Raw genomic sequence first — 18,919 nt, 5'->3', positions numbered from 1 at the left:
ATTTAATGTAATTGGTATAACTATAAAACTAATACCAGCCGATTATTAATCGTATTTAGCTTCAAGCTCTTGTGCGGTATGAAATTTTTCATGGCTTTGTAATTGCTCATCGTACTTAACTAGGTTTTTAAAGTGCGCTAGTTGACCTGAGTTTTTAACAATTTCGACAATAAACGACATCATAAAATCGGCGCCGGTTAGGGTGTCGCCTACTAAGTAACGTTTGCCTGCTAGGCGATCGTTAAAGTAGCTTATTACTTTAGCTGTTTCGGCGTCGGCGTAACCTTCTAAAAACTGGGTTTTAGCGCCATCTTTTAATACAAACATTTTAAGCAGCAGCGGTAAAATAGCTGAGCTTTCGGCAAAGTGTAGCCATTGCTGATAATCAACATAATCGCTAGTGCCTGCTTTAGGTGCAAACTTTCCGTTACCGTATTTAGTAATGAGGTAATCGGTAATTGCGCCCGACTCGGCAACAATAATCCCATCATCTTCTATCACCGGCGACTTACCAAGCTGATGAATATGTTTAAGTTCATCTGGGGCTAAAAAAGTGTCTTTATTACGTTGGTAAGCAACTATTTCATAATCTACGGCTAATTCTTCTAGTAACCAGATAATACGTTTTGAGCGTGATTTATTTAAATGATGTAGCTTGATCATAGTAATCCTTGTTGCGTTGCTACTTTATATAGACAGCAACGCATTAAATTTAAAGTGGGCTGTTAATTTTAACTACGGTTTTACCGAAGTTTTTTCCGCTGATCATATCGTTAAAGGCAGTAATGGTATTTTCGATGCCCTCTACCATATGTTCGCGGTATTGAATTTTTCCATCTTGTAGCCATTGCTGCATAGCGGTTGCAAACTCATCATAACGATGGCCATAATCGTCAAAAATAATAAAGCCTTGCATTTTAATACGCTTAGAGAGTATTTGCCCCATTAGCATACCCAAACGATCAGGGCCTTCTGGTAAGCTAGTTGCGTTATACTGCGACACTAAACCACACACAGGTACGCGTGCTGATGTATTGAGAAGTGGCAATACGGCGTCGAATACCTTTCCGCCCACATTTTCATAATAAACATCAATACCGTTATCACAGGCTTGTTCAAGTTGCTGTGCAAAATTATCTGCTTTGTGATCAATACAGGCATCAAAACCTAATACTTCTACTGCGTGCTTACATTTTTCACTGCCACCGGCAACGCCGACGACTCTACAGCCTTTAATTTTTGCAATTTGGCCAACGGTAGCGCCCACAGGGCCTGTTGCTGCAGCAACGACCACGGTTTCACCTGCTTTAGGTGCACCAATATCAAGTAATCCCATATAAGCGGTAAAGCCCGGCATTCCCATAATACCTAGTGCATACGAAGGATTAGCAGGCTCTTTGCCTAATTGCATTAACCCTTCGCCGTTGCTAATAGCGTAGTCTTGCCAACCAGTGTAAGCCAATACCCATTCGCCTTCGCTAAAGGAGTCGTTTTTAGACTCTTGAACTTGGCATACAGTTGCCCCAACCATCACGTCGCCAACATTTACTGGGTCGGCATACGATTTAGCGTCGCTCATGCGGCCACGCATGTAAGGGTCAAGGGATAAGTAAATGGTACGCAGTAATACTTCACCATTTTTTAATGGCGGCAGCTCTAGTGTTTTTAATGCAAAGTTTTCATCGGTAGGAGCACCGTGTGGGCGTGATGCTAACGTGAGTTGTCGACTGGTTACTGACATATAAAATCTCCAATAGATGAGTGAACTACTTTGATCTGAATGTTTTAGTTTGTGTTTAAAGCAAAGTTGAAACTAAACAATAATGCGCAGATAAGTAGTAAGAAACCTGAGCTCCGGATAATAAACTTATCTCAAGCAGCTATTTTCAGCGCTAACTGCGTTGAATTTACTTGCAATAGGCCAGCTATTGACGCGTAAATTCGCCTTGTTTTCACTGAAAACCTCTGGCTAGAGAAAATAAAATCAAATATAACGATGATTCAATACGTTAGTAAATCTCTTAACCAGAGCTCAGGTTAAGTATGTATATCTTAATACAGGAGTTTTGGGCACACGGTTAAAAAATCAACCCCAAGGTGTGAGTATTTACTCTAAGGTGAGTTTATAAGTGGATTAACTGATTTTTATAGCGCTATAACTTTTATTTAAACTATTCTAAAATGAATGCTATTAACTCAACAACAATAGATGCGAAATTATTATGCACCCACACATTAGTAAGCTTTATAACAGTGCGTTAAAGCCAAGCCGATTAATTATAGGCCTAATGAGTGGTACCTCGTTAGATGGACTTGATGTTGCCTTATGTAAAATAACTGCCGCGGGTGTGCATACCCAAATTGAGGTTTTAAAGTTTACTACGGTTGATTATAGCGATGATTATAAAACAAAAATAAAGCAGGTATTTGCCAAGCGTGAATGCAACTTAGAATACCTTACGTTACTGCACCCTTGGGTTGGTAAATTTCATGGTGACATGGTTAATCAGTGTTTAAACAGCTGGCAGGTAAACCCAGCCAATATAGATGTAATAGCCAGCCACGGACAAACTATTTACCACTGTCCTAAAAGCCAGCATCAGTATAACGATTTTAACAATGGCACTTTACAAATTGGCGACAGCGACCAAATAGCCGTTACTACAGGTATTACTACCATTGGCGATTTTAGGCAAAAGCATATAGCAGCAGGCGGCGAGGGCGCACCACTTGCCGTGTATGGTGATTATTTGTTTTTTTCAAGCTCTGACGAAAACCGTATTTTGCTCAATATGGGCGGTATAGCTAACCTCACTTTTTTACCCCAAAATGGCGATAGCAACGCAGTATTTAGCTCTGACATTGGCCCATGTAATACCATTATGGATGCCTATGTGCAGCGTTATTTTAATAACATGCATTACGATGAAAACGCTGCGATAGCGAAAGCGGGCGTTATTAATACTGCGTTACTAACAGCGCTTTGCGACAATCATTTTTTAACCCTAAAAATGCCAAAAACTACTGGCCCTGAAGTGTTTAATCTGGCTTATTTAGAGGCTGCGCAACAGGCTTCAAATACCCAAAAGTTAAGTCATCAAGACGTAATGGCCACCTTAAACCGCTTTACCGCAGAGGTTATTGCCAATGCGCTAAATACGTGTGTAAAAATGGCGCCCAATAGTGTGGTGTATGCCAGTGGCGGCGGCATTCACAATTTACTCTTAATGCAACATTTAGTAACGCTTTGTCCGACCATAAAAGGTTTTAAAAATACTCACGCATTAGGGGTTGATCCCGACGCGAAAGAAGCGGTACTTTTTGCTATTTTAGCTAACGAATGCTTAGCCGGTGAGCAGCTACACCTTGATAATAAAGCCCAAGGAATTGCAGGCGTTACTATGGGTAAAGTGAGTTTTGCAGATTGAAACCACATATTCTAAGCTTAAGTTTTTAGGTGAGACCTAGCCAAACTCACTGTTTGGCCTTTGCATAACTGCGACTTACTGTTATAGGGTAAGCTTATTTTTTTGCGCTGCCATTAGCGTGAATATTGTTTTGTAGTAATTAATTGCAGCTGCGCTTTAGTTATTATAAAAATGTTATTGCTTATTTACTTTTTAAAGATGCACCAATCCTCCCTTAGTTTCGCCCCTCAGGCCTTAGTGGTGCACTTTTATAACTAAAAAGACCAAACCCATCCAAATCAACTATGCGCTTTTTTAAAACATAAGGCATAGTTATTAAATGCAGTGTAAATGGGCTGTTAATAACTATTTTTGACTATATATATTCATATAATCTGAATGTATATTCATTTCTTAGTTGACTCAGCGTTATTTTACGGCTAGTTTTTATCCCCCTTTGATTAAAGTTTTCACTAATAAATACTGCACTATACAAATTCAAAAAGATTTTACAGTGGCTGTTTTAGGCATTTTAACGATTTTTTGAATGAGATAAGCGCATACCTCGAGTATATAAAAATATATGACTTAATTAGTAAGCACAATTTAGCTGATAGCAATAGGCTGATGAAATAGGAATAAGTAATGAATGATATGAGCAAAAAATCCCAAGGTCTTTATCGCGCTGAATTTGAACATGACAGTTGCGGCATTGGCTTTGTCGCTAACCTTAAGGGTAAAAAGTCACACGATATTATCGAAAATGCACTCACCATGCTCAGCTGCATGGAACATCGTGGTGGAACAGGGTTTGACGTTAAAAGTGGTGATGGTGCTGGTATTCTTATTCAAATTCCTCATGAGTTTTTCCGTCAAGAAACCGCAAAGCTAGGGTGGACGCTGCCAAGCGCCTTAAACTATGGTGTGGGGATGATTTTTTTCCCACGCGATAAAGCACTTAGCGACGCGTGTAAAAAAATACTAAATCAAAATATTGCCGAACTGGGTTTAACCTTAATAGGGTATCGGGATGTTCCGGGCGATAACTCTATGTTAGGCGCGGCTTCATTTGAAAGCGAGCCAAATATTGAGCAAGTGTTTATTGCTAAGCCGCAAGCGCTAAGCGCACAAGAATTTGAACGTAAGCTGTTTGTGCTGCGTAAATACACCTCGCATAAAATTAATGGTTTAGATTTCACCGAACGTGACGAATTTTATGTAACCTCAATGTCATCTACCAAAATTGTTTATAAAGGCCAGTTTACTACCGAGCAAGTGCGCCAGTATTACCTTGATCTGCAAGACGAGCGTACTATTTCGGGAATGGCGATGTTTCATTCTCGTTTTTCAACCAACACTTTTCCTGCTTGGCGCCGCGCGCAGCCGTTTCGTTATATAGCCCACAATGGTGAAATTAATACGGTACGCGGTAATATTAACTGGATGAATGCTCGTGAGGCATTGTTTAGCTCGGTTAATTTTAGCGATGCTGAATTGAATATGTTAAATCCGGTGTGTAATAACGATAACTCAGATTCGGCTAATCTTGATATGGCTATTGAGCTATTAGTGCTCAGCGGGCGGTCTTTGGCGCAAGTAATGATGATGATGGTGCCAGAAGCATGGCAAACACAAACCAATATGGATGCCACCAAGCGCGCATTTTATGAATACTATGCGTGTATTATGGAGCCTTGGGATGGCCCAGCATCGTTATCGTTTACCGATGGCAACGTTATTGGTGCAACACTTGACCGTAATGGTTTGCGCCCTTCGCGTTACTTGTTAACCGAAGATGGCACGCTAGTGATGGGCTCTGAAACCGGTGCATTGTGCGTTGATCAATCAACGGTTGTTGAAAAAGGGCGTTTGCAACCGGGTAAAATATTTATTGCTGACTTAGAGCAAGGTCGCATTATTAGTGATGACGAAGTAAAACAACACGTTAGCTCGGCTCAGCCGTATGCTCGTTGGTTAGCTGAAAACAAAATTGAATTAGACAATTTACCCGTTCCTAGCGCGTCTTTTGCCCAGCCGCCATTGGCAGAGCTGCGAAAAATACAAAAAGCATTTGGTTACACCAGCGAAGATCTTAACCTAGTACTGGCGGGTATGGTTGGTACGGCTAAAGAGCCACTAGGCGCTATGGGTACCGACACGCCGCTTGCAGTGCTGTCGCATCGCCCGCAACAATTATCACATTATTTTAAGCAGTTATTTGCGCAAGTAACCAACCCACCCATCGACCCTATTCGTGAAGAGTTGGTTATGTCGTTGCGCGGTTATATTGGCCGCTCACTTAACTTGCTCGATGAAACACCTGGGCATTGCCATAAGGTTGAAATAGAACAGCCTGTATTGACCAATGAGCAATTACGCAAACTACAGTATATAGATAACAATCATCTTCAAGCTAAAACGATCGACATTACTTTTAAAGCCAGCGGTGGGCCAGGTGCACTAAAAAGAGCACTGGATCGTATTTGTTTATATGCCAAAAATGCCGTTGAAGATGATTATGAAATACTCATTTTAAGTGACCGTGGCGTAGACAGCGACCATGTTGCTATACCTTCGGTATTGGCAACAGCAGCGGTGCATCACTATTTAATTCGTGAAAAACTACGCTCATCTGCCGATATAATTTTGGAGTCGGGTGATATACGCGAAACGCATCATTTTGCTACTGTTATTGGTTATGGCGCTGCGGCAGTTAACCCGTATTTAGCCCTAGAGAGCATGTATGGTTTACGTGATGAAGGCGTACTTGATACTAACTTAACAAATGAACAAATTACCCAAAAATACACCAAAGCGGTAGGCAGCGGCTTGTTGAAAACCTTCTCTAAAATGGGTATTTCAACGCTACAGTCGTATTTAGGTGCGCAAGTTTTTGAAGCCTTGGGCATTAACTCTGAGGTTATTGATCAGTACTTTACCGGTACGGTTAGCCGTATTGAAGGCTTAAGCCTAGATCAAATTGCCCAAGAGGCGCTATTACGCCACCGTGAGGGTTTCCCTGAGGCCAACCGCATTGCTATAGATAAACTACTGCCTACGGGCGGAGAATACTCGTGGCGTCATGATGGTGAACGGCACTTATTTAATCCCACGGTAATTCGCTTACTGCAGCATTCAACAGCCAGTAATAATGTTGAGCAGTTTAAGCAGTATGCAAAAACGGTGGACGATCAAAGTAAAGAAGCCTTTACCTTACGGGGTTTATTACAATTGAATAGCGATCGTCCTGCTATTGCCTTGAGCGAAGTGGAACCGGTTGCCAACATTTTCAAACGCTTTGCCTCGGGTGCCATGTCGTTTGGCTCAATTTCGTGGGAAGCACACACTACTTTAGCTATAGCTATGAACCGCATTGGCGGTAAAAGTAACAGCGGTGAGGGCGGCGAAGACCCAATTCGTTATACTGCGCTTGAAAATGGCGATTCGATGAATTCGCGAATTAAACAAGTGGCTTCGGGTCGTTTTGGTGTTACTAGCCATTATTTAGCGAATGCCGATGAGCTACAAATAAAAATGGCGCAGGGCGCTAAACCGGGCGAAGGTGGGCAATTACCCGGCGATAAAGTAGATGCATGGATAGGTAAAACTCGTGGCTCTACGCCAGGGGTGGGCTTAATTTCGCCGCCGCCACACCATGATATTTATTCTATTGAAGATTTATCGCAACTTATTTTCGATCTTAAAAACGCCAACCGCGACGCGCGCATTAACGTTAAATTAGTATCAGAAGCGGGTGTAGGTACGGTTGCATCGGGTGTGGCAAAAGCCTATGCCGATGTGGTACTGATTGCGGGCCACGATGGCGGCACCGGTGCGTCACCACTGAGCTCAATTAAACATACGGGCTTACCGTGGGAACTGGGTTTGGCTGAAACGCATCAAACTTTGGTGCGTAATAAACTGCGTAGCCGTATTACGGTACAAACCGATGGGCAACTTAAAACGCCACGCGACTTAGCCATTGCAACGCTGCTTGGTGCAGAAGAGTACGGCATGGCTACCACAGCATTGGTGGTTGAGGGATGTATTATGATGCGTAAGTGTCATTTAAATACCTGCCCAGTTGGTATTGCCACACAAGATAAAGGCCTGCGCGACAAGTTTACTGGTCGTGCCGATATTTTAGTTAACTTTTTTACCATGATGGCAGAAGGTTTACGCGAAATTATGGCTGAGCTTGGCTTTAGAAGTATTGAAGAAATGGTGGGCCAAACTCAGTGCCTTACGCAGCGCAAAGATGTTGACCATTGGAAATACCAAGGCGTTGACTTAACTCCACTATTACACAAAGCAGAATGCGCTGAAAACGAAACTCTGTATCAATCAATAAAGCAAAAGCATTTAATCGACGACATTATCGATCGCAAAATGATCAAAGATGCTCAAGCGGCACTAGAGTCTGGGCAAAGTGTGGCGCTTGAATACGATGTGATTAACACCGACAGAACCATAGGGGCGATGATCTCTAACGAAATCTCTAAAAAGTACCATGCAGATGGCTTACCGCAAGATACTATTAAGGTTAAGTTTAACGGCTCAGCGGGGCAAAGCTTTGGTTGTTTTTCAACCAAGGGTTTACGTTTTGAACTTGAAGGCGATGCCAACGACTACTTTGGTAAAGGGCTCTCTGGCGCAAATTTAGTGGTGTACCCTAGTAAACAAGCTAAGTTTGCTGCAAGTGAAAATATCCTCATTGGTAATGTGGCCTTTTTTGGAGCAACTTCAGGTAGCGCCTTTATACGCGGTATAGCGGGGGAGCGTTTTTGTGTACGTAACTCGGGCGCAACAGCCGTTGTTGAAGGTGTGGGGGATCACGGTTGTGAATACATGACCGGCGGTAAAGTGGTTATTTTGGGCGCAACTGGTCGAAACTTTGCTGCAGGTATGTCGGGCGGTGTTGCTTACGTACTTGATGTAAATAATGACTTTGCGGCTAAATGCAATATGGAAATGGTCGCACTTGAAAGTGTAGATACCGACGCTGAAAGCCACGAATTAAAAGTCTTAATTAGCCAACATTTTGATGCTACAGGTTCAGATGTTGCCAGTGATTTATTAAAAGATTGGGACAGCAATGTTAAGCGCTTTGTTAAAGTAATGCCGGTTGATTACAAACGCATGCAAGGTTATATGAATGATGTACGCAGTAGCGGAAAATTCACCTCAGAGTATGACATTGCCGTAGAAGCATTCGACATTCATTTAAACAACATAGCTAGCGCTAAAGCTTAAGCTGCCAAGGAGAATATATTATGGGAAATCCAACAGGGTTTATCAACGTAGGTCGTGCCTTGCCAACTGAGCGTAACGCAGGTGAACGTTTAATTGACTGGCTGGAAGTATATGAAGAAATACCACAAGCAGATGTAGAGCAGCAAGCTTCGCGTTGTATGGATTGTGGCGTGCCGTTTTGTCAGTCGGCAAAATCAGAATTTGCACCGGCAGTAGCTGGGTGTCCGGTAAATAATGTAATACCGGAGTGGAATGACTTAATTTATCGCGGCCGCTGGCAAGATGCAGTAGAGCTATTGCATAAAACCAATAACTTTCCTGAGTTTACTGGGCGTGTATGCCCAGCCCCTTGTGAGGGGGCATGTGTACTGGGTATTAACGCCGATCCGGTGGCTATTAAGTTACATGAAAAAGAAATTATTGATCATGCCTTTAAGCAAGGTTGGGTGGTTGCTGAGCCACCTGCATCTCGCACTGGTAAAAATGTAGCCGTAATTGGTTCGGGCCCAGCGGGCCTTGCCGCTGCAGCACAGTTAAATAAAGCTGGCCATATGGTTACTGTATATGAGCGCGCCGACCGCATTGGTGGCTTGCTAATGTATGGTATTCCAAACATGAAGCTACAAAAAGAATTAGTGCAACGTCGGGTTGATATTTTAGCCCAAGAAGGCATTGTTTTTGTTACTAATACTGAAGTAGGCAAAGACATTAGTGTGGCGCAGTTAGAAACTGACTTTGACTCAGTCGTGTTATGTATTGGTGCCACAGTACCGCGCGACTTACCCGTTGCAGGGCGCGAGCTTAACGGTGTGCATTTTGCTATGGACTTTTTAACAGCCAATACCAAAAGCTTGCTCGATAGCGAACATCAAGACGGAGCGTTCATTAATGCGAAAGGCAAAAATGTAGTGGTTATAGGTGGCGGTGATACCGGCACCGATTGTATTGGTACTGCGCTTCGCCATCAGTGTAAAAGTGCTATTCAGCTAGAAATTATGCCTCGTCCACCCGAGCAACGCGACGAGAGCAGCAATCCTTGGCCACAATGGCCAAAACGTTTGTTGGTTGATTACGGCCAAAAAGAAGCTATTGCAGTACAAGGCCAAGATCCACGTCAATATTTAGTGATGACTAAAAAAATTGAAAGTGACGGGCAAGGTAATGTTAAAGCTGTGCACACTGTAGATATTACTTGGCAACTTAACGATAAAGGGCAAATGGTGCCACAAGAAGTAGCGGGCAGTGAAAAGATAATTCCTGCCGATATAGTACTGATTGCTATGGGCTTTATGGGGCCAGAAGGTGGCCTTGTTGCACAATTTGGTTTAGAGCAGGATGCTCGCTCTAATATTGCAGCACAGTACGATAAGTTTGCTACAAGCAAGCCTGGCGTATTTGCCGCAGGCGATAGTCGTCGCGGACAAAGCTTAATTGTGTGGGCAATAGATGAAGGTCGACGCTGCGCGCGTGAGGTTGACAGCTATTTAATGGGTAAAAGCTATTTGCCTTAAAGCGATTACAAGTCTGTAAACTTTAACTGCTTTAAAAGTTAAAACCATCTATTATAGCAAGCCCTACCGCATTAATTATGCAAGGTGGGGCTTGTTTTTATAATTTGTTCTATTAATAAACCTTGTAAAAAGTAGGTAAGGTAAGAAATGACTTCTGAAAAACCACGTAAATATTCACAAAAAATTGTAGATGGTAGCGCTCAGGCTCCTAGTCGTTCTATGTTACGAGCGGTAGGTTTTAATGATGACGATTTTAAAAAGTCTCAAGTTGGTATTGCCTCTACATGGTCTATGGTAACGCCGTGCAATATGCACATTAATACACTTGCCGAAGAAGTGGGTAAAGGCGTAGATAGCGCCGGTGCGAAAAGCGTTATATATAATACCATTACCGTATCCGATGGTATTTCTATGGGCACCGAAGGGATGAAATATTCTCTAGTATCACGCGAAGTAATTTGCGACTCAATAGAAGCGGTATCGGCGGGTATGGGCCACGACGGTATTATTGCTATTGGCGGTTGTGATAAAAATATGCCGGGTTGTTTAATGGGTTTAGCACGTTTAAACCGCCCTTCTATATTTGTGTACGGCGGTACAATTTTACCCGGTGAAAATCATACCGATATAGTCTCGGTATTTGAAGCGGTGGGCAGCTACGCGGCAGGCGATATTCCAATTACGCAATTAGAACATATTGAAAAAACAGCCATACCAGGGGCCGGTTCGTGTGGTGGTATGTACACGGCAAATACGTTAGCCTCAGCAATTGAAGCTTTAGGCATGAGTATGCCAAATAGTTCTGCGCAAAATGCTATTTCACAAAACAAAAAACAAGACTGTATTGATGCGGGTAAAGCAATTGTTTATTTGCTAGAGCATGACATTAAACCTTCCGATATTATGACCAAAAAAGCGTTTGAAAATGCAATTACGCTGATCATTACCTTAGGCGGCTCAACCAATGCGGTGCTGCATTTAATTGCTATGGCTGATGCGGTAGGCGTTGAAGTAACATTGGATGACTTTGTGCGTATTGGCGATAAAACACCAGTAATTGCCGACTTGCGCCCAAGCGGTCAATATTTAATGTCGGAGTTGATTGAAATTGGTGGCATTCAGCCACTGATGAAGCGTTTATTAGATGCCGGTATGCTGCACGGTGACTGTATGACAGTGACAGGCAAAACCATGGCCGAAAATTTAGCCGATGTAGCAGATTACCCAGCAGGGCAAAATATTATTTTACCTTTTGATAAGCCGATTAAAAAAGACAGTCATTTAGTTATATTAGCTGGCAACTTAGCGCCAGAAGGAGCAGTGTCAAAAATTACGGGTAAAGAGGGTTTACGCTTTACCGGCAACGCAAAAGTATATGACTCAGAAGAGCAAGGTTTTGCCGCTATTATAGATGGGCAAGTAGTAGCCGGAGACGTTGTAGTAATTCGCTATGAAGGTCCTAAAGGTGGCCCAGGTATGCGTGAAATGCTAAGCCCCACTTCAGCTATTATGGGTAAAGGTTTAGGTAACGATGTGGCGCTTATTACCGATGGTCGTTTTTCAGGTGGTAGTAGGGGTTTTGTTGTGGGGCACGTTACACCAGAAGCTTACGAAGGCGGCGCCATTGCACTAGTAGAAAATGGTGACAGCATTACTATTGACGCGCAAAGCCGTGAAATGACTCTTAATATTACTGATGAAGAAATGGCCAGTAGGAAACAACGTTGGCAACAACCTGCGCCAAAATACACCCGCGGATTACTAGCAAAATATGCCAGAACAGTAAGCTCAGCTTCTACCGGAGCCGTGACCGATAAGCCAAGTTAAGGCATAATTAATCGCTAAAATTAGCGATTAAACTCCCCTAAATAGAGCGAGTTTTAATCCGCAAAGATCAACACGCCCTAGATAACCTTGTTACTTTATTTGTAATTTAAGTAACAAGGTTATAAATCGCTCAAGTTTTTAGTTGGCCGACCGATATATACTTAATAGCAGTTTGCGATTAAGGATGATCATGATTAACAATGGGTTAAATAACCACTCTAGTTTAGCGACAAAGCAAGTACTGCCAGTTGATAATGCAAACCATACCCTTAGCAGCAAACTGCAACATAGCCCACTCGAAATAGCGCCAAAATTAATACCAGAGTTAGCAACAAAGTTAACACCAGAGCTATCACCCAAAATAACGTCCGATTTTCTCAGTCAGTTTAGCGACGAAAAAGTTGCCCAATTACTGCAACAACAACTTTCGGTGCTGATCACTCCTGCAAAAAAAGCAAATATATCGAGCTACCACTACAGCGCTGAAGAGTTAGCTATACGCACTGTAATAACGAGTCAGCAAGAAGGGCTACTTAAAAATGAACATAGCGATAAGCTCATACAACGCTTAAATAAATCGGTAACAGATATTCAGGGTGCTTACGCCAACACCAGTGATATTTTATTTAATCTGGGGCAATTAGGGCATCAACAAACATCATTTTTAGCCTCTAGTCAGCAGCGTGTTGAGCGTGCGCTTAACCCTTATATGGAGAGTATTAATCGTAGCAAGCATGAGGATGACGATAACTACCGCTTTCAATTATCAGTAAAAACCAAAGAAGGCGATACCATTAATATCACCTTTAACTCATCGCAAGGTTATGATGAAAGTGCTGGTAAAACGGCTGATAATTTTAGCCTTAGCTATGAAGTAGAAGGGGATTTGTCAGAGGCTGAACATCAGGCGCTAACTGAAGTACTTGCAGGTGTAGGTGAAATGGCTGATGAGTTTTTTAAAGTCAGTCAATATGCTAACAGCCGTTATGTGCCGGTAAACCAAGGCGATATGAACTTAGACTTTTTAGCTGATTTTAATCATCAGCAGTTATCTGGTTTTGATGTGTCTTTTTCAACGACCGAAGGTGAGAGCGTTTTATCTACTGAAAACAATCTTGATTTTAGCTACAGCATAGATGAAAGTATGCAGCAGCAAGCGCTGGTATTTAAATCGGATCGCGGCGCTAATAAAATCGACTTTACTTTAGATATGGCAACGGTAGGCGCTAAAGATAACCAGCAAATGCAGCAGTATCTTGCCTCATTAGATAAAAACCTTGAAGATAGCCGCCACAATAGTAGCGACGAGAAAGCGTCTGCATTTGGTAAAAAAGGCGATGCAAATATGCAGCAAGGCTTTGCTTTATTTAAAGGCGCATTTACGAGCATGTCCTCAGCAGCGCAGCGTTATAGCAAGTTAGAGTCACTAGCAACGCAGCAGTTTAGTGATGGTCGCGCCATGGTGGCAGATTTAGTCGATAACATGATCACGAACGATCCTCGCTATCAAGGGCTTGGCAACAGTACGCAAAATTCTTTAGGGGCGGGTATTTCTAAGTTAGCTGATTTTGATGCAAAATTTGAGTTTGCCATGGACAGAGGCGACTATCAGCCTAAAAGTAATGTTGCGCTAAGCCAAGCCACCGAGCAACAAAAGTCAGGTGAGCTAAAAGGGGTTACGCAAAGTAAAAACGTAAGTAGCCATTTTGACTACCAGAATACCCGGCCCGATTATTACGACAGCGAAGAAAGTTACAATATTAATACCGCCGTTAAAAATAACGAGTTAGTTGGGCTTGACCAATACCAGCAAATAGATATTGATAAAAAAACCTATCAATACAACCAAGATAAATCGCAGTATGAGCTAAAAATGGCACTTACTGAAAAAACCACTCACGAAAGTAACATTCGTCTTATTAACGACATTTGGCTTGAAAGCAACGAAAACAGCCACAAAATGGATAAAAAAGAACGTATAAACGAGATTGGTGAGCCAGATGATTTTAAAAATACCAACCATTATTCACATAATAAGTTAGTTACATTAATTGGTGATTTAGACAAATTAGCGCAAGATAAAGATGCAAGACGAGAGTATTTAACGCAGTTATCGCAAGTAAACTTTTTTATGGATAACAATAAATAATGGCTTGATTATAGTAATGCTATTGACTTTCTTTGGTTGTAAAATAGCCATATATCAACTTAACTTATACTCTTAAATCGAGTAAATAAAACACTCACAGTATTAATACAAAAAGGCGCCTTAATGTTTAAAAAATTAGTTTTATTCTTTTTTCTGTGTTTGCCACTGTCCACTTTTGGGGCTACAGCGCCTTATACTGGGGGTATTAGCGCGGCAGATTTACTTGCAGAATATGATAACTTTGCTCAGCAATATAAAAACTTTACCCCTAGTAAACAAGATATTACGCTAATACAAAAATTAAAGGGGAAGGAGTTAACCGTATTATTTGGTACTTGGTGCCATGATAGCGCGCGCGAAGTTCCGCGTTTAATTAAACTGCTTGAACAGTCGAAAGTACAATTAGAGAGTATTAAATTTGTAGCCGTAGGATACAACAAGCAAGATGCTAGCGGCGTAGCACAGGCTCATAATTTACAATACACACCTACTATTATAGTTAGCCAAAATGGCAAAGAACTAACACGTATGGTTGAAAAACCAGCGGGCACACTTGCGCAAGATCTTACAAAAAACCTACCTTAATAATCGAGTGGGCTTGCAGGTTAAAGGCGCTGAGTAATGTTCAGCGCCACAGACATCAAATAACGGACTTTTGTTGTGCAATCCATTCATTTATTACCGCTTCTAACACCGCCATTGGCAGTGAACCTTGGCCGATAACAGTGTCGTGAAACTGGCGTATATCAAACTTAGCACCTAGCTCTTTTTCGGCTTTTGCGCGCAGTTCACGTATTTTTAGCTCGCCCATTTTATAAGACAGTGCTTGGCCTGGCCAAGAAATATAACGATCTATTTGATCCTCAACCGCACTTTGCGGCAAGGCTGTGTGATCTGCCAAGTAGTCAATAGCCTTTTGGCGGCTCCAGCCAAAGGCATGAATACCGGTATCAACCACTAAACGCACTGCGCGCCACATTTCGTAGCCCAAACGGCCAAAGTCGCTGTAAGGGTCTTGATAAAATCCGGCTTCTTTGCCTAAACGTTCGCTGTACAAGCCCCAGCCTTCGCCAAATGCAGAGTGGCTTAAGGTGCGTCTAAACTGGGGGACATTTAACTCCATGGCAACGGCATTTTGTAAATGATGCCCAGGAATTGCTTCGTGTAAACTCAGTGCCTCTAGGTTATATAAAGGCTGTATTTTAGGTATTGAAGCTAAAAAATAAGTACCTGGTGAGCGGTTATCAGGCGGTGGCATATAAAACGCGCCGCGACTTGCTGAGCCTTTAATAGTAAAGGTGTTGCGCGGTAAATGGCCAAAATAGGTGGGTAACTTGCCATACATTTTTTGGGTAATAAAAGCGGTTTTTTCGAGCAAGTCTTGCGCGTCTGTTGCGTAAAATTGCTTGTCGTTCGCTAAAAACTCTAAAAACTCAGCGTAAGTGCCATCAAAGCCCACTTTATCAATGATGTTTTGCATTTGCGTTTTTATACGTGCGACTTCCTTTAAGCCAAGTTCGTGTATTTGTTTTGGCGTGGCATTGGTGGTGGTGTAATAATTTACCGTATATTTGTAGTAATCAAGGCCATCTTTAACACTTGAAATACCAGGCTCGGCTCTGCAATTAGGCATGTAATCGTTTTCAAAAAAGTCGTAAAAATGCTGATAAGCGGGTACTACTTTTGAGCTAATTAAAGCTTTTGCTTTGTTTTGATATGTGGCTTTTTGCTCTGCACTAAACGTACTCGGAATACGGGTAAAGGGCTCGTATAAGGCGCTGTTCTCAGGTTTTTTAACGATATGAGCGCTAATGCTACTGCTGTAATTTTCAAAGGTTTTACAGTAGTGCGTATAACCATTTTTAATCCCTGCTTTCATCAAGTTAATGTTTTCTTGATTAAAACGAGGGTAGTCGGCAAGGCTGACTAAAAAGTGATCATAATCATTAGCAGTTAAAAATGCCATATTGGCCGGTGCTTCAGCAAAGTAGGTATGCCAGCCGCTTAAAAAGTTTACTGGAAAATACTTATCCTGAAATAGATAGCTTTGTTGCTCGGTTTCTCGTTCATATTTAAATAATCGGTAATTCATTAACTGCGCGTCGCTGAGCTTGCTAGGATCAATGTTTTTTAAATTGTCGAGCACGGCATCATTGTACTGTTTACGCTGAGCAATAGCGTGCTCGGTCCAATTAGCTAACTTGCCATTGGGTTTCCAGCCGTCGGGATCGGTACGAAAAAATATTTTTTCGTCTTGGGCGTGTTGCCAATGTTTATCAATTATATTTTTTAAATCGGCATTGTTATCAGCCATACTTGGCAGCGAAACTAGGGTTAAGCAAATAGCTAAAATACTTTTTTTGAACATGTTTATCTCGTTTTAGCGAGTTAATTTTTATCGTTCAAGGTTAACACGTGCTGTTTATAGATAACACTTTGTTAGTGCGGTTAACGTTCAGTACTCGCTTATTCGTTTTGAGCGGCTTAGAATGGTGTAAAGTAAACTCAAGTTAAATATAAGTACCATGCTAAATAGCGCACCTAATAAAATAATGCTTAACCAAGTAATAACCTTAATTGATCAAGCAAATAGCCAAGACCCTAATACTGAAATATATAATGCTCAGAGCCTGCCAAAAGAAAGTTTATACGCAACTCGTATGAGCGAAATGTTAGCGCGTTTTAGCCCTAATGCCGATGAGCTTATGCAAATAGCAGTACGCGGCCAGCATATTGAGCGCTGGCAGTCGCCGCGTAGTAACTTTGCTATGAATAAGCAGGGGTATCATCAGTGGCGTAGTGCACTTTATATATTTCATGCTTCAAGAGTAATTGAGTTGATGCAACAAGTTGGCTTTAATGAAGCGCAGCAACAACGGGTTTATGCCGCGGTAGCTAAGCAAGATATTAAACGCAACCCAGACAGTCAGTTAGTGGAGGATATTGCAAGTTTGGTGTTTATTGAACATTATATGTTGGCCTTTACCAGTACCAAACCAGATTATGATGAACAAAAATGGCTTGGCATTATTCGTCGCACGTGGCAAAAAATGTCAGTAGAGGCACGCGATTTTGTGCTCGCTGGTAATGTAACATTACCCGAACCGTTAGTTGGGCATATTCATAAAGCGGTTGCGTAATACTTTATTTTAAACAAAAAATGGCGTACATTTAATGTACGCCATTTAATATTTTAGTACCTAGTACCTAGTACCTAGTACCTAGTACCTATTTGTTACGGTTTTCTTTACTAAACGCACGAATTTTACGTTTTTGCGATAGTGTTATTTTATTAACACGTCCGGCAAATGGGTTATCACCTTCTCTAAATTCGATTTTGATAGGTGTGCCCATAATTTTCAGTGCTTTACGATAGTAGTTCATTAGGTAGCGTTTATAGCTATCAGGTAAATCATGAACTTGGTTACCATGAATAACAATACGTGGTGGGTTATAACCACCGGCATGCGCATATTTAAGCTTAACACGGCGACCACGAACAAGTGGCGGCTGATGATCTGCTTGTGCCATGTCCATAATACGACGTAACATTGCGGTGCTTATACGCTTAGTAGCTGATTCGTACGCTTCGTCTACCGACTCAAATAAATGACCTACGCCAGTACCGTGTAATGCCGATATAAAGTGTAAACGGGCAAAGTCGATAAAGCCTAAGCGACGATCTAGTTCTGATTTAATACGATCTTTAACATAATCGTCTAAGCCATCCCATTTGTTCACCGCAATAACCAGTGAACGGCCAGAGTTAAGTGCAAAACCTAATAAGCTTAAATCTTGATCAGAAATACCCGCACGAGCATCAACGACTAATAACACTACGTTACAGTCTTCAATTGCTTGTAGGGTTTTAATCACTGAGAACTTTTCAACCACGTCGCTTACTTTTTTACGCTTACGCACACCAGCTGTGTCGATTAAAATATATTCTTTGTCGTTACGGGTCATCGGAATATAAATAGAATCGCGGGTTGTGCCTGGCATATCGTAAACAATTACACGTTCTTCGCCGAGTATACGGTTGGTAAGTGTTGACTTGCCTACGTTAGGACGACCAATAATGGCTAGCTTTACAGGTTTGTCTGCAAATGCTTGATGAGAGTCATCTTCACTGTCTTCTTGGTATAAATCGATAAGCTCTTCATCATCGTTACTTACATCTTCATCAAGCGCCGCTAATTCAGCAATTAAAGGCTGTAGCGTTTGCTCAAGTAATAACGTAATACCGCGGCCATGTGATGCAGCAATATGATGAATTTCGCCCAGCGATAATTGATAGAACTCAGCGCAGTTTGAGTCGGCGTCAATACCGTCGGTTTTGTTAGCAACCACAAAGCATTTTTTCTCTTGCTTGCGCAAGTGATTAGCAATGGCTTGGTCAGCTACTGTCATACCTACACGGGCATCAACTAAAAACAGTACTATATCGGCTTCTTCAATGGCGAGCAGAGACTGATCAGCCATTTCGATTTCAATGCCTTCTTCAGAACCATCAATACCGCCCGTGTCTACCACGATAAATTCATAGCCATCGTAATTTGCTTGGCCATATTTTCTATCACGAGTTAAACCTGGAAAATCGGCTACGAGCGCGTCACGAGTACGTGTTAAACGGTTAAATAATGTGGATTTGCCCACATTGGGTCGCCCCACTAGAGCGATCACGGGAAGCATAAACTACCTCTTTAAAAAACAACAAAAGGCTTCGCGTTGCGAAGCCTTACAAAAAATAATTAACTATTAGTGGGTTATAC

Annotated in this window: 11 protein-coding genes; 7 read left to right on the top strand and 4 right to left on the bottom strand. The window is 41.9% G+C overall.

The window, feature by feature from the left end:
• Positions 1 to 45: 45 nt before the first annotated feature.
• Entirely contained in the window at positions 46 to 663 is a 618-nt protein-coding gene (locus tag RB215_RS17625; protein WP_011329762.1) for a glutathione S-transferase family protein, read from the bottom strand.
• Between the two features lie 49 nt (positions 664 to 712).
• Positions 713 to 1,741 carry an NADP-dependent oxidoreductase gene (locus RB215_RS17620; RefSeq protein ID WP_011329763.1) on the bottom strand — a complete coding sequence of 343 codons (1,029 nt, stop codon included), beginning with the start codon at positions 1,739 to 1,741 and terminating at the stop codon, positions 713 to 715.
• A 481-nt stretch (positions 1,742 to 2,222) separates the two neighbouring features.
• On the opposite strand from RB215_RS17620, the gene RB215_RS17615 reads away from it, so the two are divergent.
• The 6 genes from RB215_RS17615 to RB215_RS17590 all read left to right on the top strand — a co-directional run bounded on the left by RB215_RS17615 (position 2,223) and on the right by RB215_RS17590 (position 14,732).
• Positions 2,223 to 3,428: an anhydro-N-acetylmuramic acid kinase gene (locus tag RB215_RS17615; RefSeq protein WP_309217303.1), complete on the top strand. Its 1,206-nt coding sequence runs from the start codon at positions 2,223 to 2,225 to the stop codon at positions 3,426 to 3,428.
• A 624-nt stretch (positions 3,429 to 4,052) separates the two neighbouring features.
• A complete protein-coding gene (gltB, locus tag RB215_RS17610) occupies positions 4,053 to 8,660 on the top strand; it encodes a glutamate synthase large subunit (RefSeq protein ID WP_309217302.1) in 4,608 nt (1,535 codons plus the stop codon).
• A 20-nt stretch (positions 8,661 to 8,680) separates the two neighbouring features.
• A complete protein-coding gene (locus tag RB215_RS17605) occupies positions 8,681 to 10,171 on the top strand; it encodes a glutamate synthase subunit beta (protein WP_089369085.1) in 1,491 nt (496 codons plus the stop codon).
• Positions 10,172 to 10,318: 147 nt separating this feature from the next.
• The gene (gene ilvD, locus RB215_RS17600) at positions 10,319 to 11,998 is read left to right on the top strand and encodes a dihydroxy-acid dehydratase (RefSeq protein WP_011329767.1); all 1,680 of its coding nucleotides are present in this window, start codon (positions 10,319 to 10,321) and stop codon (positions 11,996 to 11,998) included.
• 190 nt (positions 11,999 to 12,188) lie between these two features.
• Positions 12,189 to 14,147 (top strand): hypothetical protein, encoded by a 1,959-nt coding sequence (locus RB215_RS17595; RefSeq protein ID WP_309217301.1) that lies wholly within the window; start codon positions 12,189 to 12,191, stop codon positions 14,145 to 14,147.
• Between the two features lie 123 nt (positions 14,148 to 14,270).
• Positions 14,271 to 14,732, top strand: coding sequence for a thioredoxin family protein (locus RB215_RS17590; protein WP_179807756.1), 462 nt, complete (start codon positions 14,271 to 14,273; stop codon positions 14,730 to 14,732).
• A 55-nt stretch (positions 14,733 to 14,787) separates the two neighbouring features.
• On the opposite strand, the gene RB215_RS17585 is transcribed toward RB215_RS17590, so the two are convergent.
• On the bottom strand, positions 14,788 to 16,515 hold the full coding sequence (locus RB215_RS17585) for a DUF885 domain-containing protein (RefSeq protein ID WP_309217300.1): 1,728 nt from the start codon (positions 16,513 to 16,515) through the stop codon (positions 14,788 to 14,790).
• Positions 16,516 to 16,699: 184 nt separating this feature from the next.
• On the opposite strand from RB215_RS17585, the gene RB215_RS17580 reads away from it, so the two are divergent.
• On the top strand, positions 16,700 to 17,287 hold the full coding sequence (locus RB215_RS17580) for a DUF4202 domain-containing protein (RefSeq protein ID WP_309217472.1): 588 nt from the start codon (positions 16,700 to 16,702) through the stop codon (positions 17,285 to 17,287).
• An 88-nt stretch (positions 17,288 to 17,375) separates the two neighbouring features.
• Here the strand turns inward: RB215_RS17580 and der are convergent, their stop codons facing one another.
• Positions 17,376 to 18,839 carry a ribosome biogenesis GTPase Der gene (der, locus tag RB215_RS17575; RefSeq protein ID WP_011329772.1) on the bottom strand — a complete coding sequence of 488 codons (1,464 nt, stop codon included), beginning with the start codon at positions 18,837 to 18,839 and terminating at the stop codon, positions 17,376 to 17,378.
• Between the last annotated feature and the right edge of the window lie 80 nt (positions 18,840 to 18,919).

It is taken from the genome of Pseudoalteromonas sp. HL-AS2, from assembly GCF_031198805.1.
Taxonomy (GTDB): domain Bacteria; phylum Pseudomonadota; class Gammaproteobacteria; order Enterobacterales; family Alteromonadaceae; genus Pseudoalteromonas; species Pseudoalteromonas nigrifaciens.
The sequence above is the reverse complement of the archived record's forward strand: the minus strand, read 5'-3'. Positions and strand labels throughout refer to the sequence as shown.